This is a genomic window from Paenibacillus paludis (genome assembly GCF_042610515.1).
Classification (GTDB): domain Bacteria; phylum Bacillota; class Bacilli; order Paenibacillales; family Paenibacillaceae; genus Paenibacillus_AQ.
Map to the genome: position 1 here is coordinate 362,259 of NZ_JBGJZP010000003.1, position 25,218 is coordinate 387,476.

At 43.3% G+C, this 25,218-nt stretch carries 27 protein-coding genes; 18 read left to right on the forward strand and 9 right to left on the reverse strand.

Annotation, left to right across the window (positions count from 1 at the left end; all coding sequences use genetic code 11):
* Positions 1-97: 97 nt before the first annotated feature.
* Positions 98-1,078 (reverse strand): BtrH N-terminal domain-containing protein, encoded by a 981-nt coding sequence (locus ACAN56_RS08240; protein ID WP_379141906.1) that lies wholly within the window; start codon positions 1,076-1,078, stop codon positions 98-100.
* The gene (locus ACAN56_RS08245; RefSeq protein ID WP_038591068.1) at positions 1,068-1,640 is read right to left on the reverse strand and encodes a PadR family transcriptional regulator; all 573 of its coding nucleotides are present in this window, start codon (positions 1,638-1,640) and stop codon (positions 1,068-1,070) included. Before ACAN56_RS08245 ends, ACAN56_RS08240 begins: the two co-directional genes overlap by 11 nt.
* A 223-nt stretch (positions 1,641-1,863) precedes the next feature.
* On the opposite strand from ACAN56_RS08245, the gene ACAN56_RS08250 reads away from it, so the two are divergent.
* Complete coding sequence (locus ACAN56_RS08250; RefSeq protein ID WP_379141909.1) at positions 1,864-2,241, forward strand: BlaI/MecI/CopY family transcriptional regulator; 378 nt, start codon at positions 1,864-1,866, stop codon at positions 2,239-2,241.
* Between the two features lie 5 nt (positions 2,242-2,246).
* On the forward strand, positions 2,247-4,511 hold the full coding sequence (locus ACAN56_RS08255; RefSeq protein ID WP_379141911.1) for a M56 family metallopeptidase: 2,265 nt from the start codon (positions 2,247-2,249) through the stop codon (positions 4,509-4,511).
* Between the two features lie 12 nt (positions 4,512-4,523).
* Here ACAN56_RS08255 and ACAN56_RS08260 read toward each other — a convergent pair whose 3' ends face one another.
* The gene (locus ACAN56_RS08260) at positions 4,524-5,000 is read right to left on the reverse strand and encodes a GNAT family N-acetyltransferase (RefSeq protein ID WP_038591074.1); all 477 of its coding nucleotides are present in this window, start codon (positions 4,998-5,000) and stop codon (positions 4,524-4,526) included.
* A 344-nt stretch (positions 5,001-5,344) separates the two neighbouring features.
* Here ACAN56_RS08260 and ACAN56_RS08265 point away from each other — a divergent pair, with 344 nt between their 5' ends.
* From ACAN56_RS08265 to ACAN56_RS08290, 6 genes are all read left to right on the forward strand, one after another.
* Complete coding sequence (locus tag ACAN56_RS08265; RefSeq protein WP_379141914.1) at positions 5,345-6,079, forward strand: LuxR C-terminal-related transcriptional regulator; 735 nt, start codon at positions 5,345-5,347, stop codon at positions 6,077-6,079.
* A 93-nt stretch (positions 6,080-6,172) separates the two neighbouring features.
* Positions 6,173-6,817 carry a hypothetical protein gene (locus tag ACAN56_RS08270; protein WP_379141916.1) on the forward strand — a complete coding sequence of 215 codons (645 nt, stop codon included), beginning with the start codon at positions 6,173-6,175 and terminating at the stop codon, positions 6,815-6,817.
* Between the two features lie 214 nt (positions 6,818-7,031).
* Complete coding sequence (locus ACAN56_RS08275; RefSeq protein WP_379141918.1) at positions 7,032-8,261, forward strand: tetratricopeptide repeat protein; 1,230 nt, start codon at positions 7,032-7,034, stop codon at positions 8,259-8,261.
* The gene (locus ACAN56_RS08280; protein ID WP_379141920.1) at positions 8,258-9,811 is read left to right on the forward strand and encodes a hypothetical protein; all 1,554 of its coding nucleotides are present in this window, start codon (positions 8,258-8,260) and stop codon (positions 9,809-9,811) included. Before ACAN56_RS08275 ends, ACAN56_RS08280 begins: the two co-directional genes overlap by 4 nt.
* 24 nt (positions 9,812-9,835) lie before the next feature.
* On the forward strand, positions 9,836-11,098 hold the full coding sequence (locus tag ACAN56_RS08285; protein ID WP_379141922.1) for an AAA family ATPase: 1,263 nt from the start codon (positions 9,836-9,838) through the stop codon (positions 11,096-11,098).
* A gap of 52 nt (positions 11,099-11,150) precedes the next feature.
* The gene (locus ACAN56_RS08290) at positions 11,151-12,077 is read left to right on the forward strand and encodes a hypothetical protein (protein ID WP_379141924.1); all 927 of its coding nucleotides are present in this window, start codon (positions 11,151-11,153) and stop codon (positions 12,075-12,077) included.
* Position 12,078: 1 nt separating this feature from the next.
* Here ACAN56_RS08290 and ACAN56_RS08295 read toward each other — a convergent pair whose 3' ends face one another.
* Entirely contained in the window at positions 12,079-12,546 is a 468-nt protein-coding gene (locus tag ACAN56_RS08295; RefSeq protein WP_379141926.1) for a hypothetical protein, read from the reverse strand.
* A 108-nt stretch (positions 12,547-12,654) separates the two neighbouring features.
* On the opposite strand from ACAN56_RS08295, the gene ACAN56_RS08300 reads away from it, so the two are divergent.
* The 7 genes from ACAN56_RS08300 to ACAN56_RS08330 all read left to right on the forward strand — a co-directional run bounded on the left by ACAN56_RS08300 (position 12,655) and on the right by ACAN56_RS08330 (position 18,205).
* Positions 12,655-13,161 (forward strand): hypothetical protein, encoded by a 507-nt coding sequence (locus tag ACAN56_RS08300; RefSeq protein ID WP_341378406.1) that lies wholly within the window; start codon positions 12,655-12,657, stop codon positions 13,159-13,161.
* A gap of 293 nt (positions 13,162-13,454) precedes the next feature.
* Positions 13,455-14,825 carry a hypothetical protein gene (locus ACAN56_RS08305; RefSeq protein ID WP_379141929.1) on the forward strand — a complete coding sequence of 457 codons (1,371 nt, stop codon included), beginning with the start codon at positions 13,455-13,457 and terminating at the stop codon, positions 14,823-14,825.
* Positions 14,818-15,453 (forward strand): hypothetical protein, encoded by a 636-nt coding sequence (locus ACAN56_RS08310; protein WP_038591089.1) that lies wholly within the window; start codon positions 14,818-14,820, stop codon positions 15,451-15,453. The genes ACAN56_RS08305 and ACAN56_RS08310 overlap by 8 nt, the downstream gene beginning before the upstream one ends.
* Positions 15,454-15,547: 94 nt before the next feature.
* A complete protein-coding gene (locus ACAN56_RS08315) occupies positions 15,548-16,129 on the forward strand; it encodes a hypothetical protein (RefSeq protein ID WP_038591092.1) in 582 nt (193 codons plus the stop codon).
* Positions 16,130-16,221: 92 nt separating this feature from the next.
* The gene (locus ACAN56_RS08320; protein WP_379141933.1) at positions 16,222-16,803 is read left to right on the forward strand and encodes a hypothetical protein; all 582 of its coding nucleotides are present in this window, start codon (positions 16,222-16,224) and stop codon (positions 16,801-16,803) included.
* Positions 16,804-16,895: 92 nt separating this feature from the next.
* Positions 16,896-17,528: a hypothetical protein gene (locus ACAN56_RS08325; RefSeq protein ID WP_038591098.1), complete on the forward strand. Its 633-nt coding sequence runs from the start codon at positions 16,896-16,898 to the stop codon at positions 17,526-17,528.
* 95 nt (positions 17,529-17,623) lie between these two features.
* Positions 17,624-18,205 (forward strand): hypothetical protein, encoded by a 582-nt coding sequence (locus tag ACAN56_RS08330; RefSeq protein ID WP_379141936.1) that lies wholly within the window; start codon positions 17,624-17,626, stop codon positions 18,203-18,205.
* A gap of 154 nt (positions 18,206-18,359) precedes the next feature.
* On the opposite strand, the gene ACAN56_RS08335 is transcribed toward ACAN56_RS08330, so the two are convergent.
* The 3 genes from ACAN56_RS08335 to ACAN56_RS08345 are packed head-to-tail and all read right to left on the reverse strand — an operon-like array spanning position 18,360 to position 20,243.
* Entirely contained in the window at positions 18,360-19,001 is a 642-nt protein-coding gene (locus ACAN56_RS08335) for an ABC-2 transporter permease (protein WP_342439932.1), read from the reverse strand.
* Between the two features lies 1 nt (position 19,002).
* A complete protein-coding gene (locus tag ACAN56_RS08340; protein ID WP_379141938.1) occupies positions 19,003-19,866 on the reverse strand; it encodes an ABC transporter ATP-binding protein in 864 nt (287 codons plus the stop codon).
* Positions 19,863-20,243, reverse strand: a complete 381-nt coding sequence (locus ACAN56_RS08345; RefSeq protein ID WP_038591110.1) for a GntR family transcriptional regulator — start codon at positions 20,241-20,243, stop codon at positions 19,863-19,865. The genes ACAN56_RS08340 and ACAN56_RS08345 overlap by 4 nt, the downstream gene beginning before the upstream one ends.
* A 256-nt stretch (positions 20,244-20,499) precedes the next feature.
* Between ACAN56_RS08345 and ACAN56_RS08350 the strand changes: the two genes are divergently transcribed.
* Positions 20,500-20,859 carry a hypothetical protein gene (locus tag ACAN56_RS08350; RefSeq protein WP_052092051.1) on the forward strand — a complete coding sequence of 120 codons (360 nt, stop codon included), beginning with the start codon at positions 20,500-20,502 and terminating at the stop codon, positions 20,857-20,859.
* Positions 20,860-21,196: 337 nt separating this feature from the next.
* Here the strand turns inward: ACAN56_RS08350 and ACAN56_RS08355 are convergent, their stop codons facing one another.
* Together ACAN56_RS08355 and ACAN56_RS08360 are read right to left on the reverse strand one after the other, a co-directional pair.
* Positions 21,197-21,661: a hypothetical protein gene (locus tag ACAN56_RS08355; protein WP_038591113.1), complete on the reverse strand. Its 465-nt coding sequence runs from the start codon at positions 21,659-21,661 to the stop codon at positions 21,197-21,199.
* A gap of 240 nt (positions 21,662-21,901) precedes the next feature.
* Positions 21,902-22,984: a YiiG family protein gene (locus tag ACAN56_RS08360; protein WP_379141942.1), complete on the reverse strand. Its 1,083-nt coding sequence runs from the start codon at positions 22,982-22,984 to the stop codon at positions 21,902-21,904.
* A gap of 407 nt (positions 22,985-23,391) precedes the next feature.
* Here ACAN56_RS08360 and ACAN56_RS08365 point away from each other — a divergent pair, with 407 nt between their 5' ends.
* A complete protein-coding gene (locus ACAN56_RS08365) occupies positions 23,392-24,147 on the forward strand; it encodes an N-acetylmuramoyl-L-alanine amidase (protein WP_379141944.1) in 756 nt (251 codons plus the stop codon).
* Between the two features lie 157 nt (positions 24,148-24,304).
* Positions 24,305-25,150 (forward strand): copper amine oxidase N-terminal domain-containing protein, encoded by an 846-nt coding sequence (locus tag ACAN56_RS08370; protein ID WP_379141947.1) that lies wholly within the window; start codon positions 24,305-24,307, stop codon positions 25,148-25,150.
* The last annotated feature ends 68 nt before the right edge of the window (positions 25,151-25,218 follow it).

The window sequence follows — 25,218 nt, forward strand, 5'->3', positions numbered from 1 at the left end:
ATAAAAACTATGCTAAGTGCGATATCTGCAGTCCTTATTCTGGATGTTTTTCCAGACTGGTGGAAGGAGGTGGGCAGACTGTAGTCCAACCATGAGTTTATATTGTCAATAAAAGCTCCATGGCGGAGCGTTCTCTCTGGGCAATATCGTTTAAAAGCTCGGATCCCCGTTTTAGCTCCTGCTGATTTCCGGTTCTTCCAGCATTGTCAATTGACGCGGATACACTGTTCCACAAGAGGGCGATTTCCGTAAACAGCAGATAAGCCTTTTCTATTTTTGAATTACTGAGCAATTCTGCGCATTCTTTGAGAAAATCTCTGTATAGGTTGCGAAATAAGGCACCGCCGGTTCCGGCCTTTTCCATTAACATAGCAGTCAAACATAGATCTTTCTCCAAGTCCTTACTGCGAGCAGGCCATTTCAGAATTTCATTGCTCATTTTTTCGATGCCTTTGTTGCCCATATTACGGATCGGCGGATTCAAATAGTCATGCGCATTATTAAGAATAGAGGATCGTATTGCAGGCAGAAGCGGTGGAAGGTCACCTGCCAGTTCAAGCGTAAAGGAACGGTTTCTGGAACTCATGGATCCCTTTGCATTCCTTGACATGGCCAAACTGGATAACCGCGTGGTTACAAGCCCGCCTTGTTGGCCTGTGTCTGACATGTAGGCGTATTCGTCATCCATACCGTAGATCACGGCATAGTGGGCGGCAAAGTGTATTTTATTCGTAAAGTAATCTAAATAATATGAATCTAATTTAAGGCCTACGGGAACACCTTGCTCTATGCAGCTTTGCACGTTCTGCCATGCTTTTGTGACAGAGGAAGTTTCTTTCACCTTCATGTTCAACTGGAGCCGGGATGCCAGGCATGCAGACAGTTCATCTGGCTTCGCTCTGCCTCCAATAAAAGGAAAGTCCATTCCCTTCGAATCCCAATAAATAAATCCCAATCCTTGTCCAATTCCGAATAACATCGGCTCCGATAATTGAACACCTGCATGTTGAAGAAGATTACCCATGGCTGTGGTCTCGCAGTGTTCTCCCTGATAAGGAGCAAAGTTTTCAATCCTCATGAACTTGACCCTCCAATTCCCCTATTAGTTCGTTGATCAGATTGGCGACAAAGATCTTTTCGTTCTCGATGAGACTCATCGGGTGAAGAAAAAGAGCCCTGACGTGCAACGGCAAACGGCAGCCGCCTTGCGATTCATATTTCTGCGCGATGTTCCTCAATGACTCCTCCAGAAAATTTTGCCGTGTCTGCAATGCTTCTACAGCTTCATTTATCCCGATAAAAGGGAGAGCCGCCAGCCCAAGATCGAAACGGTTATCCCGTTCCCGTGAGGTAGTTAGGCTAATGATGACTTCATTTCTCAAAGTGTGCATACCGTCTTCCAGCATGACAAAAGTGGACGGGAGAGGACCTTTGCCAGATTTGTGGCCGGATTGTTCGGATCGGATCAGGCCTTTGTCTTTCAATTTCTGCAAACCGTTGTAAATAGAAGTAGTGCCTATGTTCGCCCATTCCCGGTAACCCCGCTGCTCGATCAGCTTATTAATCTGGTAACCTGACGCTTGTTTGGATTCCGCAATAATTTGCAATAAGATGAATTCTACGTTGGAGAGACTATACATTTTCTTCCTCCTTATATTACATGAGTGTAATATAACACTAGTGGAATATAACGTCAAGGTGGTTAATGTGGGGAACGGGCCAGTTCCGCCAGAAAACTCTGAACATGCATGAAACCTTCGCAGAAAAGAACTGCTTCAGGTTGACATAGATGAGATATAATTGTATATTATTGGAATTGGATTACAAGTGTAGTCATGAAACAGAAAGAAGGGTGGAAAGAATATGTCTACGGAAACTCCAAAAATCTCGGATGCCGAGTGGGAAGTAATGAAGGTACTGTGGGCAGAGGCCCCGCGCACCGCAGGTGAGATTATTGAAGCGCTGGAAGACAGCCGGGACTGGAACCCGAAGACGGTACGGACACTGATTAAGCGTCTGACCGAGAAGCGGGCCATCGGCTACAACCAGACAGGAAGGGTGTATTCATATTACCCGCTTGTACGGGAAGAGGAATGCGTTCAATCAGAGACCCAATCGTTTCTGAAACGGGTCTACGGCGGAACTCTGCGCCCGATGTTGGTCAACTTTTTGCAGGATGAGAAGTTGTCCCGGGAAGATATTGATGAATTGAAGAGAATTTTGGATGAACGAAAGGACTGAGCTGCTTGCTGGAAGCAACATACAATCTGTTCGTCAAGGTAATGTCGCTGTCCGTGATGGCGAGCGTACTGGCTCTGCTGATCCTGGCTGCCCGGTTTCTGTTTAAGGATCGTTTAAAACCGGCCTGGACGTATCTACTATGGATACCGCTGGTAGTGAGGCTGGCCATACCTTGGACACCGGAAAGCGCGTTCAGCATTTTTAATCTGTTGCCGCTGGAGAAAGAACCGGCGCAGACTGCCTCCATTCCGTCAACGCAGCCAATGGTCGGCATTAAGCTTGAAGCCGGGTTGACCGGTGGAGAATCCGGCTCCGCGCCTGACGCTGGAACAGTAGGTGCCGGACTTTCACCGCTAGCGACGACACCGGGTCTAATACCGGATAATCCGACCTCGCCGGTTAATGTTATACAGCCGGGGACAGGTAGTGCTCTGGCTGCAGATGCAGGCTGGACGCCGCTATATTTGCTGGGACTGGTATGGCTTGGTGGAGCTGCAGTGGTACTGGGCCTGTCGGTTCGGGCGCAACTGCGCTTCACGGCGAGGGTTCGGCGGGAACCGGAGGTCATTTCTCCGGACATCCGGCTGTTGTTCGAAACCTGTCTGCGCGAACTGCAGGTGCGTCGTCCGGTGAAGTTGATCGAAACGAGGCAGATTACCGTCCCGGCGCTGCTCGGCTTTATGCGACCCAAGTTGCTGCTGCCGGCATCCACGCTGCATACTCTGGAGGCAAGCGGGCTCCGCCATGTATTTCTCCATGAACTGGCGCATGTGAAACGCCGTGACATTCCACTGAATTTGCTGACAAGCTTGCTGCTGGCCCTGCATTGGTTCAACCCGCTGCTGTGGTATGCCGTACGCCAAATGAAAGCGGATCAGGAGGTTGCGTGTGATGCACTGGTCTTGACACATCTTGAACCGGAATACCACAGAAGTTACGCGCTGACTCTTCTCAAACTGTTGGAAACATTACCTGGCCCGATCAGTCTGGCCGGAGCAGCTGGCATTTCGAGCAGTAAAAAGGAAATGGAAAGAAGGATAATCATGATCACAAGGCATAAGAAAATCACAGCAAAGAACACGCTGTTGGGCCTGGCCGTAGTTATGCTCTTAAGCGGCTGTACCCTGACCGGGGCCAAGCTGAATTCTGCGCCGGTCCCGGAGAAGAGTACTCCTGCTGCTTCCCCGGCAGCTTCACAGGATAAAGATACCCCTGCATCCGGTGTCAAAGGGACCCTGTTGGGAGAGAAAAACGGGATCACTGTGACCGCTAAGCCCACAGGGGAGAATACGCTTTTACATGAAGTCACAGTTAATGTACGGGGTGAAGTGAGCCGCACGTTCTTGTGGGATGCAGGTAAAGACGAGACGCGGCCTCCGATCATTGATGAAGCCGACGTGAACGGGGATGGTACTAAAGAAATCTTCATTCGTATTACGACCGGCACCGGCACAGGAGTTTATATGAATGACATTCATGTGCTGCAGCCGGCTACTCTGGAAGAGCTTGTGGTCGAGGATCCGGTCGAAGCACTGAATCGGAGGCTGAAATCCTCCATTACACACCGCGATAACCATACCTATGTCTCTGCTGAACTGGATGGAAAGCATATGAGCAAAGTTTATGATTACACGGAGGCAGCATGGGGGGAGAAGGTCGGATTTGGTGCCATAGTTTCGTATGAGCTGACAGGCGGCCGTATTGTGGCCCACTTGGCCGGCGCTGCGTCTATGAATGAATTTCCGCTCGAAGTTGTTGCCGTTTACGGCAAGGACCTGACCCTTGACAGCGTACAGATGTACTATGGCTCGTTCATTGCTCCGCCGCTCAGCGAACAAGAGATCAAGTCCATGATGGAACAAAGGCTTCCGGCAACCGGCTGGACCTTTGGCAAAGACGGTGACCAATACACTGTGGATTTCACAGATCCGCCGAACGGCGAAGGGCAAGGTAGCACCTTTAAAATCAATCCGTTTACCGGAACGGTTTATGACGCTATCTCCGGCAATCCCTTGAGAAGCCTTGTAAACAGGGAAGCGATAGATCTGTGGGAGATCTCTGACGGCAGCAAATACCAGAAGGAGCTGTATAAGCTGCTTCAGCCCATCCTGGATACCGAAGGCTTCGAGCCGGTGAGCAAGGACTGGATTTCCGGCTTTACCGGGGATGGATATTTGTTCGGTGAAGTCAGGAAAGAGGGCAGGGAATTCACGATTAAAGCCGATGTCTTTACCAGCCAGTGGGAAGAAATTCCTGATCCGTATAAATAGTTAAGCAGCCATTCAGATTTGCAATACGGTTACTAACTCGTTGTTACAGATTTCGCCGTTGTCACGGAAGCCGAAACTTTCATAAAGCTTTTGGGCGACGGAATTTTCGCCTGCATAAGGGATCCAGCAGTAATTTGCAGGCCCGGCTGGAAAGGTGCGGATAAATTCCAATATCTTTGTCATGGCTGCCCGACCATAGCCCCGATTCTGGAATTGCTTGTCAATCATTAGCCGCAGGATGCAATAATTACCGTCTGCTACTGACGGGAGATCGTATCCGGTGATTCCATAAGTCAGCATTACAAAACCGACAGGCTGTTCATCCGCATAAATAGCAAACGGAAACGGATGTCCCCCATTGGTGGTCAGAACATAACATGAAGCCATACTTGACAGATTGGACGCAACATAACGGCGTTGGTCTTCTGAAACCTCCAGATTAAAGATGGACCGCCGGTTTTCCAGCGTAATTTTTCTGAGCGTAATCATGTAGTGCTCTCCCTTCATTCTTCGTTTTGCGCCGCGGCCGCTTATATAACATACAATTTATACAAAAAAAGTAATAGACTTATATTGTATTTTTTTATAGACTAATATATATCCATGGCTTTTTTAGATATCGTCTTAATTGGCAGTATTGGCTACCCCCATATAATTGTATCGGTTTTATTATTTCGTTAACGTATAACTTTACGCCGCCAGAACCTTGGCGGCTTTTTTGCATTCACCGCAAGCGTTGTTCATAAAATTTAAGTTCTCCTTCAGTTATTCCGATAAGTATTAAAGGAATATCCACAATCTGGATGAGCATATACGGAAGGAGAAATATAGTAATGATTAATATCATCGATACATCTGGCAGACTTGGAAAAGAAGACTGCTTGCTATCGAATACGCAGCAATTTATCCGGAGAAGCGCTCCGAATCAACTTTTAATTGAAGTTTTCCAGGACTGTATATTCAATATTAAAGAACATCTTTCCGGCAACTTTTTATTTCTTCTTACGGATGAAGAGGGAGTTCTGCTCGCGATGGATTACAGCCCTAACTTGGAGAGAACAGTGAGCAGGTCGCCTATTCACTTAGGGATGCTTTTTACAGAGGATCATTGTGGTGTAAATGCAATATCAGAGGCCATTGCCCAAGGCTGTCCCGTGTATTTACCACCTGAAGATCATGAGAACCCTTTTTTTAAAGATTGGCATTGTTTTTCGATTCCTTTAATTGTTAATCAAGAAATTATTGGTTATCTCGATGTCTCCACGATTAATGCGGATATGAAAAGTGAACTAATCGCGATTGCCAAGCTGATTCCGGCAGATATGTTGATCAATTACCAGGATCAGCTTGTAAATCAGGCTGCTGAACAGCTTTCAGCACAACTAAGTGAACGTCAATTAAACGTACTCGAACTGATTTCTCAGGGAATGACAGGAAAAGCGATTGCCTCAGAATTAAAAATTAAAGAGAGTACAGTGAATCATCATAAGAAAATTATTTTTGATAAGTTGGATGTTCGATCTAGCTCAGAAGCTGTTTCTGTCGCGACTCGGATGTCATTGTTTTAGCACTCCCTATAGTTTTATATAGTGGGAAATGATGGGACCGCATGCTAATATTATCTGGTGTTTAAAAAAAGAGAGAAACATCAGGAGGGTATTATGAAGAAAAAAGTAGGATTATTATCAATGGTAATGGTGTTAATGCTGATGATGGTTACGGCATGCGGGGGGAAAGATAAAGAAGTTAGCTTAGGTGTGACTGAAAGCGGTACTTATAAGAATGATTACTTCGGTGTGTCTCTTGATTTTCCAAAAGAATGGGTTTACCAGAGCGCAGACGAGATGATGGAGACTATGGAAGCTGGCATGGAAATTGTTGCCGGTGATAATGCAGATAAGAAGAAAAAGCTAGATCTGGCAAAGACCAAAACACTTAACCTGTTGATGGCTTCCAAATTTTCGTTAGACTCAGGTGAAGTAGGGCCTTCCATTGTCTCTGTTGCCGAGAAGTTAAGCATGCTCCAAGGTATTAAGGACGGTAAGGACTATCTGGAAGCTTATATAAAGCAGGCGAAAGCAAGCCAGCTGCCGTATGAATTTACAGAAATCACGACGGTAAAAGTCGGTGGCAAAGATATGGACATGTTGAAAGGTACCATTGATAACGGAGACTTGGGAGTAGTCACACAAGAATATTACAGCACATTAATTGAAGGCTATTCATTCAACTTTATTCTTACATACGTAGATGATGCGTCGAAGGCTGAAACGGATAAGATTTTGGAATCTGTTTCGTTTAAATAACAGGCTGGTCTATAAGTAGATCTTCTACGAGCGGAGACAGTCCTCTACATACTCCAAACTGTAATAAAACGCAGAGCAGCGGTTCTCCTGTTACCGGAGAATCGCTGCTCTGTGTTTTTGGATCATTAGCGGCTTATTTCTGAATAATTATTTATAGAAATGGAGTGGGATGTCGAAATATTAAATAGCATCCAAGATATAGGAGGATTTAAATGTGGAGAGAGAACATCAATCGTTAATGAACGAATTAGTTGTTTTGCATGATAGTGGAAAATACATAGCCGCTGAACAGCTTGCATATCAAATTCTGGAGACACAACCAACAGATTCAGAAGTGTTGTACTACCTCTCACGGACCCTGTATATGCTGGACCGGAACGAAGAAGCTCTTGACGTTGGCTTGCAGGCATTGTCACAAGCACCGGCAGATGAATGGATCTTATTCCTGCTTAGTGAGATTCATCAAGATTTACATCAATGGGATGAGCAGGCTGCATATCTGGAGCAATGTCTTCGCCTGGATCCGGAAATAGCCGGATTTCATTTCGCCAAGGCCGGGAATATCATTAATAAATTCTCCCTCCAGTTTACTATTCAATTCAAGATGAGCCAATTTATCCGTCCCAACTTTTTCAGCAGGCCTGTCATTAATCCTCATTTGATGAAATCAGCTGAAGAAGCGGTGCAAGAAATCCATCTGGCCGTCCAGCTTGATCCAGATGTTGCCGAGCATCATGTGAAGCTTGGAGCTATATATTTTATGTTATTCAGAACTGAAGAAGCGGAACAGCAGTATCGCCATGCACTTCAACTAGAGCCGCAAAATGCAGAGACAAATGGAAGCTATGCAATCTTTTTGCTCCAGGAAAATCGGGTTAAGGAAGCTAGAGAACATTGCGAATTAGCTCTTATGTTTGATCCTAACCAGGAAATTGCCTTGATGGCAAAAGAACAACTCCACATCTATGAAACACAGAAGGAACACTTTTTCAAAAACCTCAGGCGATCCTATCATCTCAAAACAAAAGTGGCACCACATGCGGAACACCAGCTGCAATTCTCTAAAATATTGCTGGAGGAGGGCAAAGTGCAGCCGATTAGACAACTCAAGGCGTATTTGCGCCTGATGCCCGAAGAACTGGAGGTTCATTTAATGTATGGCAAAGCTCATTTTGACGCCAAACATTATCCTACTGCGTACTATTACTTCAAGCGTCTGAACCGTAAATGGCCTGGAAATCTTTACATCGAAGGCTGGCTGAAAGAACTCTCGCAGATGAGCGTGGCAGAACGGAATTTGGTTCCATTTCTTAAGCGATGTATCATACTCCCTGTGAAGCTTGTCATTATTACGCTGTTAAAAACACTAATGTTCACGTTAAGCTTCTACACGATCCCTAAAGCAAGACGGCAGCAAGATGCTCAACTCAATAGGCTGGTATGAAATCTATGCAAATACATAATATAGAAGAGAAATTAATAGAATTGCTTGATCCGTTCTCCGGGCCCAAAATATACAAAGGCAACCTGCTTCAGGAACGATCAAGGCAGCTGATAGATGTGTTCAATATCCAAGATAACGAGCGATTGCTAATCTATATGGATAGCGGATTATTCTCGAATAAGAACGGAATTTTGCTGACACCGGTGGCTATGTATTATAAGAGTGGTCGAAGTGAAAAGCGTATTTCCTGGAGAAGGATGGCTGATATAGGGCCTATTAAGCGGCGTAACAAACATAGCATCACCTTGGGAAGCTTAATTCTTTATTTCTCGCACTCTGATGTATCCAACGACCAGATAGTACAATTATTGGAATCCATCCGTTCAATGGTTATTAATACAGAGGCGCAGGGGGAGCTTTCAGCTCAGCCCATTGTGGACCAGATGAGAGCCGTCTGCTCAGAATATGTTGGGAATAGGAGCTATCTCGCCCCGTTTGATTACAATTGCGTCAGTGAAAATGATCTTCTGGACAGATTCCCGGGTTATCAACAACATTCAACCATAATATTTCTAAGCTTCTCCAAGCCAGGTAAAGTGAAAGACGGAATTCTGATTACTGAGTCTTGCCTATACTGGAAAGCACTCTGGAGTGCGGTCGAATGTATTCCATGGGAGTTAGTGGCGGGAAGCCACCTCTCTAGAGTAAATGACAAAATTGCGATGAACATCGGTACGAGATCTTATGATTTAACCGATTGTGAGCTTTCTGTAGAGGAACTCATAATGATACTGCAAAGCTTGTCCCGTATAGCTGCCCTAAAAGCGGAAGAACAGGGATCATCAAGCGCTCCTAAGAAATGGGTTATTGATCTAATCGGGCGGGCTGAACTACCTGAGAATGACGGACTCATAGCAGATGCTCTTTTCCTAGAATATATCTGTAAAAAGCATAAGTTCTTCATTTCCGAGTTTTATCCGAAACATCCTCTGGATGAGAAGTTTTTGAATCGTGAGGCCTTCCGCCTTAGTAAGAACGAAAAAGTAATCGCGCATTTTAGAACCGCATTAGGCAAAAAAGAAGAATATGGCGTGGTTATCACGGACATTGGCATCTATATTCGCGAGCCTTTTGACCATCCCTTTCCGGATGCCTTTATCAGTTACGACAATTTAGCACTGGTTCCGATAGACAATTCCAAATCACGTTTTCTGCTTATCGGCGAATATAAATATTCTTTCGTCCATCCGCGGAAATTTGCCAGTCTGCTTGAGGATATCCGCTTTTATATCAGTTGTCTTTGTACAGTTCCAGAAGGTATAGAGTATCCCTATGATCCAACCTATACGGAGCCATGGAGTTTGCCGGTTAGAGGTGCGCATGCGGATTCCAAGCGTTGGATTGTTGTGGAGGACGGTATGCTGAAGGGCTTGCACACTACTGAAGAGCTTCAATGGGCGAGAGACAGCAGACAGCTTGATCCAGACTTAATCAGATTATGGAGCTACGGCGTTCCTTCATGGCAAACGGTTGAAGAAGCGTTATTATAAATTACATAAAAGAAGAGGACGAATATGGATAAATTAAAATGGCTGCAAACTATATTACTTCTCCATCCTGAAGATGCAGAAGCCCATTATTGGTTGGGCCAGGAATTGGAACAGCGTGGACAAGCCCTAGAGGCGCTGCAAATTTATAGTGCTGCACTGGCAGTTAGTCAGCAGGAAACTCAGCGGCTTGCATTGATTCAAGCGATATCTTCAATCACCTCAAGTCTTCAGGCAGGCTCTCCCGTCGCAAGTTTAGAGAAAAATATTTCCGCAGCGTCCGGGTTTGTTGCCGAACCGGAAATTGAAACGTTCGAGCATGAAGATCTGACCCTTGAGAATAAGGAGCAGCAGGTACATACCGGGCGCGCCGGGCTGACCGTCTTCTCAGGCGGCAAGGACAACGCAGTAGCAGCGCAGAGGGGGCCTGCCCCGATTAAATTTAATGATGTTGCCGGACTTCACAAGCTTAAGAAAACCATTCAGCTTCGGATTATCAGTCCCTTTCAAAATCAAAGTCTGTTCTCCAAGTTCCGTAAAAAAGCAGGTGGAGGTGTTTTGTTGTACGGCCCCCCTGGTTGTGGGAAAACTTTTATTACAAGAGCTACAGCCGGTGAGTGTCAGGCCAATTTTATTCCGGTCAGCATTACGGATATTCTCGACCCCTATATTGGAGTCAGTGAGCAGAACCTGAAGGATCTCTTTGACAAAGCACGTTCCCGGAAGCCAAGCATTATGTTTTTCGATGAGATTGATACGCTGGGATATAACCGGTCCAAATCTTCCTCCAGTATGCGGGGAGTAATTGATACTTTTCTGACCGAAATGGAAGGAATCGATACCAATACAGATCAGATTCTGGTGATTGGTGCAACCAATATGCCATGGGATGTAGACAGTGCACTGAAACGGCCCGGACGGTTCGATCGCTTGGTGTTTGTTGCCCCGCCGGATGAGGAAGCCCGTGAGCAAATCTTCAGGCTTAAACTTGCTGATCGCTATATGGAGGGGATTGACATCCCTTCATTGGCAGCGAAAACTGAATTTTTCTCAGGAGCAGATATTGAGAATCTGTGCGAGAGAGCTACCGAACAGGTGCTGGAAGAGATCTTGGAGACAGGAGTTGAACGGCCTATCAGGATGTCGGATGTCGAGGCTGTTCTGCAAGAAGTCCGGCCTTCAACTATGGAATGGCTGCGGACAGCTAAGAATTATGTGAAATACTCCAACCAATCAGGCATTTATAATGACGTGGAGGAATATTTGAAAAAATTTGGACGACGCATATAAACTGGTTTTTCCTGAGAGCAGATTAGCATTTATTATGAGAGGGGACAATCAGATGGTTACATTGAATCATACGGCGTGGAGCCGGTTATCCGGGCCTGAAAAACAACAAATGCTGCAGGAACGGCTGCCGCAAGGCTTCTCGTTCTGTCGGCTGGAGCGCTTTGAACGTTATGGGCAGAGTTTGGAAACGGGAGTGTGCGCCTATGAAGGGGTCGAATTTGTATTTGTTCCCGGCAACGAGGTAACCTTGGGCTGGGACGGATGGTCCGGGGAGCCGGACAGTACAGCTACCAGGGTTATGGAAGAAAGTTTTGCGCTAATCGGGGTGGCGTCCGAGAAGGTGGAGGAGAGGCTGCGCGGAATAATGACTCCAGTCAGAAACGCTGTCATCCAGCCGATGTTGGTAGAACGTAATACCCAGTCTGTTGGCTGGACAGAAGTGAGTGCCCGGGAGCTGGATGCAGAGAAACACGCCGAGCTGTTCGAGCGGTTGGATACGTTCAAGAACAACTCTAACGGAAGCCGCGAATACTATCCTTCCTATCGTCTGGATCGTGATGGTGAACAGATCCGTATCTATCTGTTCAATGAAAGTGAGGATTTCGAGGATTGGGCCGATTACACATTGAAGCGGGGGTTTGACATTCCGACTGAAGACGAGTGGGAGTATTTGTATGGCACTGGCTGCCGGACCTTGTTCCCATGGGGAGACGGAATGAACGATTCCATGCATTTTGAGCTGCCGAACGCTTTCGGGCTTTACTTTTTGGGAGATCCATATCAGAAGGAGCTGACCAGGACTGGAGACGGCGGGTCGATTGGCAAAGGAGGCGACGGTACGGTTATTCACAGCGGCGGTCCGGGCGAGTTTTTCAGTTATTTGACAACGGCTGTATATTACCATGACCATCATGAAGACGAACAGGAATGGATGGATTGGCTCGATCAGCTGCATTACCGGCGGATTGTGAGGCTGTAGTCTATACCTGGTGGATTTTAAGCTCCTGTTGAAATATTCTGTCTCCATAACGGAGGGTAAGGGGATATTGCTCAGGTCTTGTCAGCTTGTAAAGTACAGACTGGCCTTCATGGTAAAAGACTGTGTGTTCGCACTCATCATACAGTTTTCGGGACAACTGCTGAATCAGCTTATGATTATTAGTAGCACGCCATCCGAACTGTACCATGCCCAACTGGTCTATCGGATCTTGATAGGTGTCCAGGATAATGTAAGTTCCAGGTTGATCCTTATGGACATATTTAAGCACATGACCAGTATGGACAGGCTGTTCCAGAGCATATTCATAAATGTCATGGAAAGGGATTGTAATGTCCAGAGCGTCCATGATGTTCTGAAAGTTAGGATGTACCAAATAATCTGCTGCATCTTCATCCGGCCAATAAGCCAGTTCAGATAAAGGTGCCATTATTAAAAATTGTTGCTCCAATCTGCTTCCTCCTTTTATTTCACAGTACCTTCAAGTGTAAGAGAACAAGGTTTGCTTGTAAAGGGAGGGTTCATACTGCAGAGGCATTAATTACTCAGGGGAGGAAATATGATGAACCTAACTAATTTGTCAAAAAAAGAACGCGGGAGCCTGGCGATTGACTTTACGGAGGCCGAGCAGAAGGTTGGATTTCCATTATGCGAGGGAATAAAAAGCTTGTATACTCGATCATTTGGGGAGATGGACAGCAGTGTTTTGAATCTCAGAGAGAAAGTCCATATCAAACCGCAAGGAACTCGCTGGGATACTTGGTTTTCGTTCAACAATTGTGAAGGAAACTGCGAGGTCATGTTGAGTATGCCCGGCTCGGAAAAAGAGCTTGCCGATTTTATTGCATACGGGTTTCGTGAATGGACCGGCGGCAATGATTTTGGCAAACGGATGATGATCGGTTCCTTGTTTGTCAACATCGGCGATATTTGTATCCTCCTTAATAATGACACAGGCAAGGTTGAGTGGATTGATTGCGGTTACGGTTATTTTGACACTTATGACGAAAATCCAAACGGTGTTCTAGCGGATTCGATTGAAGAGTTTTTGGGATTTTTCGAGTGAGAGGCAGAGTTTATCAAGCTGCTCGCTAATAATGTCCCCGCCCTAATAACTCAATCGGATTCAAGCGAAACTAAATAGCCAGTCGCCACTTCCGGCGACTGGCTTCTTTGACTTGTAAGGTGTTTTGATCCCAGTCTCACAAACGGGGGGCTCTCCCATTGCTGTGGAAGAATTTTATTGTTTATATGGAATATAATGAAAAAATATTTTATAACCGATATACATAATAAAGGAAAAAATGGTTCTTTTGTCTTGAGGGTATAATTGGAAAACTGGCGAATCGAGGTGGATGGATGGGACTTTCCATGAGAATTGAAGGGCTGGATACGGAAGACAACATCATTGAATTGTATGAAGAATCGTTAGTATCTACAGAATATTTACACAATACTATTGGGAATGCGATGGCAAGGACCGGGGATACGGGGTATGTCCTGAGAATAGTCGGAAAAATAGAACCTTCCCTTAGGAGTGAACAGCGGACTACTCAAAAAAGTATTTTGGAACTCACCAAATGGGCGTATTTACCCTATGCTCCCGAAGCGGACTTTTACCGGAAGGTGTCTATTGTCTATGAGAAAGGAGAACAGATTGTACGTGAATTAAACTTTACCAAAGCTTATGTACTTAATTATGAAGAGAATTATGACAACTACAGCGGTACAGGCAGCTTTCACTTAACCTTAGGGCAAAAACGGGGTGAACAGGGCAAGATCAATTTTGGTGAGCAAGAGCAGGCAGACGCTGCAAAAGTGTTTACTCCACTATTACCTAACGCATTTCCTCCGAAGCCCCCGGCTTATTATGATCTCCTGAAGATAAGGATACCCGAACCTGTGGATGCAACCTCGGGAGCCGCACCTACGAGAAAAGAGCTTATTGAAGCCTTGTTCATTAAGAAGATGGGGTCTTTTTCCGGGATGGCAGATCATGAGAAATATCTTAAAGAAGTGATTAAACGATATATGAAGGGCACACCTATTGCGCAGGAAGTATTTTTGAAGTATGTGAAAGATGACTCAATGAAAGAACTCACAGGTGTTGATGATGGTTCCTATTATCGTGATTCCAAAGAGACGGTTTTTCTAAATATTAATAAAGATTTCACCAGAAAAGGAACAGGTGTAGTCTTCTTTCATGAGTATGGACATTACATTGATCATGCTGCAGGCGATTTATCCGACGATAAAACCTTCCGGGAGAACTTAAGAGCTGATTTTAAAAATATAATGGAATCTCGTGCGAATGCAATGTACTTAAGCGAGCTGGATCCTAAACTAATATCGAAGCTCGGAAATATAAAAATAAGAGTCGAAGACATTATGAATCCGGATTATTGGAATGGGAAGCAGAAATCATCGATCGATTACAAGGAATTATACGAGAAAATAAGTAAGGAATTAACGCCAAATGAACTTTCTGCGATATCTGATCTGTACAGTGGATTAAGTATAGTAAAAGTAAACAAGAGCACGGAGCGAATAGAAGGTTATTGGCAACATCCTGTGAATTATTGGACGGAAAACCCTGACAAAATATACATAGAGGCTCTCGCTCATTGTTATGAAGCTCAGTTTGACGCTACTAGGCGAGCGAATTTTAGAAAATATTTCCCTACTGCCTATAAGAGATTTGAAGAGTTACTGGAGGGAGCTCATGACTAAGAGGAAATGGAAGTATTGTGGATTAATTGTGTTCATTGTCTTAATTACAGCCAGTGCTTGGTTATGGTATAGCCACTCCAGGCAGGAAGTTCGGTTATCTGGGGAAGCGGCTGAACGTAAGGAACTGGAGGAATCGTTAAGAGCGAAGGATAAACAGATCGATTTTTATTTTCGTAAAGTGAATGAATTGATACACGAATTGAATCAAAATAAATTAGAAGATAATCCAATAAAAGGAGAGAAAGATCTATATATGGAAGATCAATTGGTATGGGATGTATTGGAATCGGAAGAATACAAAGCTGTTCTTGAGGAGTACATTAAGCATTACGGTATCATTGATGAGTATATTATTCCCAAGACTGAGACTTTGGGAGGGTTCAGGTATAAAGTCGAGGAGAGTATCGCTGAGGGGTATGATTTGTTACCCAAGTATTATGGCTGGACCGAAGCTTTGATGAATATGGCTACGAAAGAGTTTCGAGATCTGAATACCCTATACAAAGAACATTTTGGTGAGGGTATCCCTACCGAGGTGATCTACGGAACAATGGAAGAGTTAATCGATATAGTGAATAGAAGTGTGAAAGAAGGCAGGGATTTGCTGCCGGAGTATTATCGGTACTAAAAAGCAATATAAGACCGTATTTCCGTAACTTTAGCTGGAAATACGGTTTTATTATTATTCTGCAAGAGATTCGGAGAGTTACTGGAGGGCGTACATGACTAAGCGGAAATGGAAGTATTGTGGAATAATTGTGTTCATTGTATTAATTACAACCAGCGGTTGGTTATGGTATAGCCACTCCAGGCAGGAAGTTCGTTTATCTGGAGAAGCGGCTGAACGTAAGGAACTGGAGCAATCGCTAAGAGCGAAGGATAAACAGATAGATTTTTATTTTCGTAAAGTGAATGAATTGATACAGACATCGGAAGATCAATTGGTGTGGGATATGCTGGATTCGGAAGAATACAAGGAGATTCTAGAAGAATACAATACACAGTACGGTTACATGTATGAGGAAGATATTCCTAAAACTGAAACTCTTGGAGGGTACCGGTACAAGGTGCGAGAAAGCATTACTGAGGGTTATAATCTGTTGCCCAAGTATTATGGCTGGACCAATGTGTTAATGTGCTTGAGAACGAAAGAGTTTGAGAAAGTGGACGCTATCTTTAGAGAAAATTTTAATGATGCTATCCCTACAGAGGAAATCTACGGAACGACGGAAGAGTTAATCGATATAGTGAACAAAAGTGTGAAAGAAGGCCGGAATCTGCTGCCAGAGTATTATCGGTACTAAAGCAGGATAAGACCGTATTTCCTTAACTTTAGCTGGAGATACGGTTTCATTATTATTCTACAAGAGATTCGAAGAGTTACTGGAGGGCGTACATGACTAAGAGGAAATGGAAGTATTGTGGAGTAATTGTGTTCATAGTCTTAATTACAACCAGCGTTTGGTTATGGTATGGCCACTCCAGGCCGGAGGTTCGTTTATCTGGGGAAGCGGCTGAACGTAAGGAATTGGAGGAATCGTTAAGAGCGAAAGACAAACAGATCGATTTTTATTTTCATAAAGTGAATGAATTGATACATACGTCGAAAGATCAATTGGTGTGGGGTATGCTGGATACGGAAGAATACAAGGAGATTCTAGAAGAATATAATAAACAGTACGGCTACATGGACGAGGACGGCATACCCAAAACTGAAACTCTTGGAGGATACCGATACAAGGTACGAGAAAGCATTGCTGAGGGTTATAATCTGTTACCCAAGTATTATGGCTGGACCAACGTCTTGATGAGTTTGGATACGAAAGAGTTTCGAGATCTGAACACCCTATATGATGAACATTTTGGTGAGGGTATACCTACCGAGCAGATATACGGAACTATGGAAGAGTTAATCGATATAGTGAATAAAAGTGTAAAAGAAGGCCGGAATTTACTGCCGGAGTATTATGGACTCTAAAAAGCAGGTAAGACCGTATTTCCGTAACTTTAGCTGGAAATACGGTCTTATTTTATTCTATAAGAGATTGAAAGAGTTGCTGGAGGGCGTACATGACTAAGAGGAAATGGATGTATTGTGAAGTAGTTGTGTTCATAGTCTTAATTACAAGCAGCGGTTGGTTATGGTATAGCCACTCCAGGCCGGAAGTTCGTTTATCTAGGGAAGCGGCTGAACGTAAGGAACTGGAGGAATCATTAAGAGCGAAGGACAAACAGATAGATTTTTATTTTCATGAAGTGAATGAATTGATACACGAGTTGAATCAGAAAAAATTAAGAGATGATCTTACAAAAGGAAAAGACATGAGCATAGACGACCAATTGGTATGGGATATGTTGGAATCAGAGGAATACAAGAATATTTTGGAAGAGTATAGTGAGTATTATGGCGTTCTAGATGAATTGAATATTCCTGAGACAGAGACAATAGAAGGGCTGCGCTATAAAGTTAAGGAAAGTATTGATTATGGATATGATTTGTTACCCAGGTATTATGGTTGGTCTAGAGCAGTGATGAATATAGATACGAAAGAGTTTCGAGATTTGAACACCCTATACAATGAACATTTTGGTGATGTTATTCCTACAGCGGTGATCTCCGGAACGATGGAAGAGTTAATCGATATAGTGAATAGAAGTGTGAAAGAAGGCAGGGATCTGCTGCCAGAGTATTATCGATATTAAAGCAGCGCATGACCATATTTCCGTGATTTTTGCTGGAAGTGTGGTTTTATTTTTATTCTTCTATAAGAGATTTGAAGAGTTACTGGAGGGAGCTCATGACCAAGAGGAAATGGAAGTATTGTGGAATAATTGTGTTCATCGTCTTAATAACAACTAGCGGTTGGTTATGGTATAGCCACTCCAGGCAGGAAGTTCGTTTATCTGGGGAAGCGGCTGAACGTAAGGGACTGGAGGAATCATTAAGAGCGAAGGACAAACAGATAGATTTTTATTTTCGTAAAGTGAATGAATTGATACAGACATCGGAAGACCAATTGGTGTGGGATGTATTGGAATCGGATGAATACAAAGCTGTTCTTGCGAAGTACATAAAGCATTATGGAATCATTGATGAATATGATATTCCCAAGACTGAGACGTTGGGTGGATTTAGATACAAGGTTGATGAGAGTATAACTGAGGATTATGATTTGTTACCTGAGTACTATGGATGGACCAATGTTTTAATGAGTTTGCAAACAAAAGATTTTGAGGTAACGGATGCTCTCTTTAGAGAGAATTTTAATGATGCTATCCCTACTGAGGAAATCTACGGAACGATGGAAGAATTAATTGATATAGTGAATATAAGTGTAAAAGAAGGCCGGGATTTGCTGCCGGAATACTATCGATACTAAACGGCAGCATAAGTCCGTATTTCTGTGATTTTTGTTGAAGTGCGGTTTTATTTCCAGCACAACGGCCCACGTCCTACGCGAGCTCGTTATGCCGATAAATATAATGGTTAAAAAAACTTATAAGTAATTCCAGCAAACAAGCTTATCCAAAGAATTAAAATTCCTTATTCCTATGTATCTGTACCGATAGGAGATAAGATGCCACAAACATTACAACCGCAACAATTAAAGAGGCAATTCCTACCTCGCTGCCATTAAAATTTACATTATCCCATATCATCCTTAGAAGAACCCACACCACAATTCGGATAACCACTGACAAGCCTGACGACACAAAAATCATCATCTCACTTTTCTCAACTCCGAATCTTAAAATAACCGGATATAAAATGGAAATTGTTGAAATAGAGAGTGACAGGCCCATAGTATACCCAGATGACAAATTCAAATAACTAGTAGTATCTAAATCTCTTAAATAGAAAAGAACCGGAGTAAACAAGCTGATTGCAGTACCCATTAATATCAACATGATAAATGAAAGGTATTTGGCATTGATAATAGTTTTCCTTTTTATTGGCAAGGTAATTTCTATCCTACTCCATTTGGATGCTTCATCGATCTGCAGAGAAGTACCTACATTCACAGGGAAAACCATAATCTGTGCAGCAATGACCGCATTAAGTACAGACGTATCGCCTGCCACAAAAGAAACAAACAACAAACATAAAGCTATTCCAAAGGATGTCTTTATGTTGTTCTGCATGGAATAAAAATTGTTCAACAGTAACCCTTGCACGTTATTCCTCCCCCTTTACCAGGAGCAGCATAATTTCATCAATAGATACATTGTCAACAATAATACCGTCATATTTTCGCTCAAACTCTTTTTTATCTTTTACAAGAACGTCTGTTTGAAAATTCTTTACTCTGTACGCAAGTCTATCGGCTTTATCAATACGATTGAACTGATCTATTTTGCAGCGGGCCACTCCGTATCCATAAATCAAATCATCTTTCTTCGCAGTAAGGATAATTTTTCCTTGATGAATAAAGGTTATAAAATCAGCGATTTTTTCCAGGTCACTTGTGATATGGGAAGACATAAGGATTGAATGACTTTCATCCTCCACGAACTCCAGAAAAACCTCCAAAATTTCTTCTCTGGTAATGGGGTCTAAACCGGAAGTTGCCTCATCTAAAATAAGTAACTTGGGATGATGTGATAATGCGACTGCAATAGCAAGCTTCATTGTCATTCCTCGTGAAAATTCCTTGATCTTTCTATCCATAGGAAGGTCAAACTTACTAGTGATATTTAAAAAGAAACCCTGATTCCATTGTTTGTAAATTCCGCTCATAACCTTTGCAAGTTTATTGGGTGTCACAACACCTGAAAAACTCGCCGCATCAAAGACAACTCCGATGTCTTCACGAATTCCTATGTCTTTGTCTGTCATAACCTGACCCAGAATTTTAATAGTTCCACTATCTTTTTTAACTGTGTTCAATATGGATTTAATGGTCGTTGTTTTTCCAGCTCCATTTTCACCAACAAACCCCATAATTGTTCCACAAGGAATAGAGAACGAAACATTATCTAAATGAAAATCAGAATTAGAATAGGTTTTAGTTAGTCCTGCTATTTCTAGACTATGATTCATTTTTTATCCTCCGCATAAAAGACAGTTAGCATTTCTACCATCTTTTCCAATTTAATTCCGCTCGTTCGGGCAATTTCAGCTGCAATAGTTAAGTGTTCTTCAATTTTCTTCTGTTGCTCTTCTTGAAAGAGATCTTTATTGGGGGCAGATACGAAACTTCCACGTCCAACAGTTGTTTCAATGAATCCATCCCGCTGCAAATCTTCATACGCCTTTTGGACAGTAATGACACTGACTTGAATAGATTTTGCTAATGACCTCATGGAGGGAATAGGGTCCCCCGCTTGCAGTTCTCCACTCATAATCATTGTTTTTATTTGCGAGGTTATCTGTTCATAAATGGGCTTATTCCTATTACTGCTAATAATAATTTCCAAAAAGGTCCTCCTTTCCGCAAACAGTGTACTTATTGTACCAGTACAATATAACTGATCTGCTTGCTTTTGTAAATAATTCCTGTGTAGGAAGGTGCAAGTTTTAGTGGCCCCGAAGTAAGTCCCCTTGCTTCCAGAAGCTGTAGCTGATTAAATAATTAAACTATTTTCCTTGAAAATCTCAATTAATTAAGGGGATTAACCGATAAAAGGTTTTAGATTCTGATGAATCAACCTATACATACTTGGAGGAATCAGCATGCCTTACACGATGGAAGTAAATGTGCAAAAAAATCAAGTGGTAGTAAAAGCATTTGGTCTTACAGAAGAGGATGTTCCGTCCTACATTTCCGATTTTGAAAAAGCAATGAAGCAACTAAAACCAGGTTTCACTGGAGTGACTGATGTATCAGGCTCACCATCTGTTCTTTCTCCTGAGGTTGCCGCTAAGCTTGCCCCCACAGGCGATATCGCTGTTGCAAATGGAGTGGGCGGATGGGTGTATGTGGCCAATTCTCCGGTTTGGAAAATGCAGATGAAGAGACTGTTCGGGCAATTTGCCGTACATTATCCAACCTTTGAAGAAGCGGATGCTTATCTGCAAAGCCTGTCTAACTAAGGTGAATAATTGATTGTTTTTAGAGAAGGTCTTCGGGCCTTCTCTTTTTATGTAAAAGTGAAATTAAAAAAACAATATGAGGACGGCTGCTGGCCAAATTTACTGATTTATGGCCGACCTGTTTGGCTATACCGGGTTGATGCTTGCAGGATAACGAAGCTAAGGCAGGGAGGGGGCCTTGTGGGTTTTGGTGGCGAGTGAAGTCACATCAGTCTCAATCAACTCGTGTAAGCTGCGCTGTGACGCAGAGCCTGAACGGCTCTGCCGTGCGCAATATCAGGGTGCGGCGTGGAGTGTCTTCTGGCTGAATATGGCTAAAGAACACCGGTAGCCAGTGTCACAGGTCGTAGGACTTGAGCTGCTGTTCAAAGACGGTATTATAGTGGAAAATTCGCGAATATGGACCTTTTCTTAGTATATGGTAGAGTACACTCTGACCTTCCTCGTAGCGAACGGCATATTCACATTCATCGTAGAAGTGCCTGGATAACTGCCGTATAGTCTCCCCTCTGTTCACGGTGCTCCAGCCAAACTGTATCATATCAAGTTGGTCCAACGGGTCTCGATAGGTATTCAGGACAATGCATTCTGAGGGTTGTTCCTGATTGCGGAATACCAGCATATCGCCAGTATGTACAGGATTGCTGAAGTAGTGTTCATGAATCTCCTCCACAGGCACGGCTATGCCAAGTTCATTCAAGACCGCCTGGAAATTCGGGTGTGTCACATATTTATCAGCCCACTCATCGGGATAAAACACCAAATCGCTGATCGAAGCTGTAATCCAAAATTCAATATTCATTCTGTATGCCTCCGTACTCGAACTCAAGGGATAAATTACTTGGAGATCACTATAACACCAAACGGACATAGGGATTAAAGGGTCAATGAAACAGAGAGCACGAAAGCACAGCGAATGGAACGACGGTCCGTTCACGGAGTGTCTTCTTCATCAAGCCTAATGTTGATCCTACTAACAGAAGGGCTGATCCAAGTAGCCATTTCATGGCTTTGGGTCAGCCCCTGCATAGAGTAGCTTTTCTTACTGCAATTGGTTATATTCTGCGATTAATTCACTTAAAGACTTGCTGAATTTCTCGGGTGTGCCTGACTGATTTTCGCGGAAGAAGGAGCTTTTCAAATAAAAATCTTCTACACGCTGCTTCTTGTTGACACGTTCGATAATTTCAGCACCTGAAACTTTGACTTTCTTGGCTGCATCAACATATCTTTCGAGCGAGTGGCTTGAGAATCCTTCCGATACGACTCTTGTCTCGTCTGCCGCATATTCCATCAGCAGCTTGAGATCTTCCGTCAGAACAGCATATTTCGCTTTGAATTTCGCCATATCCAGCTCCAGAATGTTGTCTGCCAGAATTCCCTGGTCATCCATCTCCGTTGCCAGGCTTTCCGCATCCAGTAAAAAGAGCATCACGGTGTAATTCAGATCCTGACCGTTATCCTTGTATTCTTGAAGACTGTTTCTTGTACGTTCATCGCCCATCTTGCCAAGCAGTGAGAAAAACTCGCTCGAAGCTTCTTCATAGGCAGCATCAGCCTTGAGAATTCGGGTATGCAGCGTCTTACTTCCGGCAAACTGGTCATCGACATAGCCCTTAATCTCGTAATACTCGTGTGCTTCAGCCAGTACGGCAAGCAGTTCTGTCAGGATTGGCTCCAGCAGGCTGACCTGGGCGTCCAGTTTCCCGAAGCTTGGCTTGTCGGCAGCAGCGGCGAACGCGGTCTGCATGGCCTTCTCACCGGATTCGGTGAAGGAGAGCATTGTGGCGCTGAAATACTTGTCAATCACCGGTTTGGCCTCATAACCGAACTCTTCAAAATAATCAATCAGCACATCCTGGAGCCGTCCCGTCATTGCGTTGTTCAGGTCTACATAGGCATTGTATTTGGCCAATTCCAGGGCTTCGAGTTCTAACTTTGCGGCTTCCTCGTCGATGGCCTCGGTGGGCGCAGGCGTTGAGCTTGAAGCTTGCGCGGTTTCCAAGGCTGCCTTGGAGTTGTTGCCATTCGCACCTGTTTCATGTTCGGACTTGCTCATTGAACAGGAAGTCATTAGGGTGCTAATAAGTACTAATGATGCAATCAGTGTAACATGGGACTTCACGATTATTATCCTCCAAATCTCTCAAAACAGTTAATATTATGTATTAAACATAATATATTCTTCGGCTGCTAATCCCTGAAAGTGAATATTTTGAAAGAAATCTGCTTTAGTGTTCATAGATATAAAACCAACTTGGACCTCAAGCAGTAACTCAGATTAGAAACCATTTTTCATAAGTAGTTTTGCCTTAATTGAAAATTTACATTTGTGCAGAATATGAAGGGATATTTTGTATGATGTCGAATTATGTATTACGGTATAACTATTAAATAATAATACCACTAAGTTTAGATTAGAATGGGAGAATAAGGAAAGGAGGTGCTAAGTCCCACCTGTTGCAGATGTTCCATTACGGAGCCAACAAATTATATAGTGGCGATCCTTGGCCTAACTGATAGGAGTTAAATATGCGCGCGAAATTGAAAGCAATCCTCTTAGCTATTATGATTTTATTAACGTCAGGCAGCCTTCCAAATACAGTAGAGGCGAAAACAGCAGATGTAACATCATTAGCCAGTACAATAGGAAAGAAGGTTATCTGCATAGATGCGGGACACCAGAGTAAAGGTAATAACTCTAAAGAGCCCGTAGCGCCAGAAAGCAAAACGGTTAAACCAAAGGTGTCAAGCGGTACGCAGGGCATAGCTACTGGTAAAACCGAATACAAACTTACACTGGAAGTGGCGTTGAAACTGGAGCAAGCCCTTCAGAAAGATTACAAGGTGGTAATGATTCGCCGCACTAATAATGTGGATATATCAAACAGCGAGCGTGCTATTAGATGTAATCAGGCAGGTGCCGATATGACCCTTAGACTACACGCAGATGGGAGCGTTAATCGCGAGATTCAAGGCATGTCCTTTCTCTATCCTTCTACTGACATCCCATCTACGAAGAAGATTGCATCGCAAAGTTTGGAGATCACCAAGGTTCTGTCTAAAGCGGTGCTGAAGGAAACGCAGGCGACATCGCGCGGGTTAATTCCTAGGAGTGATCTTACCGGGTTCAACTGGTCAACCGTACCGGTTGTACTCATCGAAATGGGCTTCATGACGAATCGTAAAGAAGACATGAAGTTAAGTGAGGATGCATATCAGGACAAGATTGTTCAAGGAATTAAAAAAGGTCTGGATTCGTATTATAAAGTTGCGGCGAAGAATTAAACTCTATACATGAATCCCCCGTCCATATTTGATGAACGGATTTCTTTCTGTCTTTTGCGGTTTACATAGAATATATATAAAGGGGAATACCAACATATTTAAGACAATTACAATTAAATTATCAATTCTTTTAATGATGTTCATGTGTTTTGTAAGTGTGACTAGTGTAAATGCTGCAAGTAACGAAGTTGCTGTGAGGCTCGATGGTACGAATTTGCAATTTGATGTTCCGCCCCAAGTAATAAATAATCGTGTTATGATACCGATGCGAGTTATTTTTGAAGCATTACATGCTACTGTTAAATGGGATGATGCTACACTATCGATTACAGCCTTATCTAAAAACGGTGATGTGGTTAAGCTCTCAATAGGAAATGAATATATTTATAAAAATGATAGAAAAGTGACTATCGATTCCCCGCCAGTATCGATAAATGGGCGTACATTAGTGCCCGTTCGTGTTATCGCAGAGTCATTAGGCAGAGCCGTAAGTTATAGATCAGATTCGCGGACGGTTATTATTGAGCCTGTTGACACTTTAAAAGAAGACAACCTAATAGAAGACACATCAATAGATACTTCAATAAATACTTCAATTAACACAACAACACCTGTACCTTCAGAAGAGGCTGCTTATGAAAAAATGATTGCCCTAAAGGAACAATATCCTGAGGGAATGGCATGGACAAACGGTAATGTTTACGCGTGGAATGGTGGCATTTATAGTAGAGGTTATGGCTGTGTGGGGTTTGCTTTTATATTAAGTGATGCGGCATTTGGTAACTTACCCGCTCGCAAGCATACGGATTTTAACAATATTCAAGTTGGAGATATTGTGAGGATTAATAATGATACCCATTCAGTGATTATTCTCAGCATAGATGACACAAATGTTACCCTTGCGGAAGGGAACTATAATTCATCTATTCACTGGGGACGTATGTTTACTTTGGAACATATAAAAGCTGTAGGCGATTATATTATCACAAGATACCCTGAGTAAAAATAAGGGCTGGCTTCCGTAAAGGGGCCGGCTTTTTCGATCTGACAAATGAACATTTTGTGAGAAAA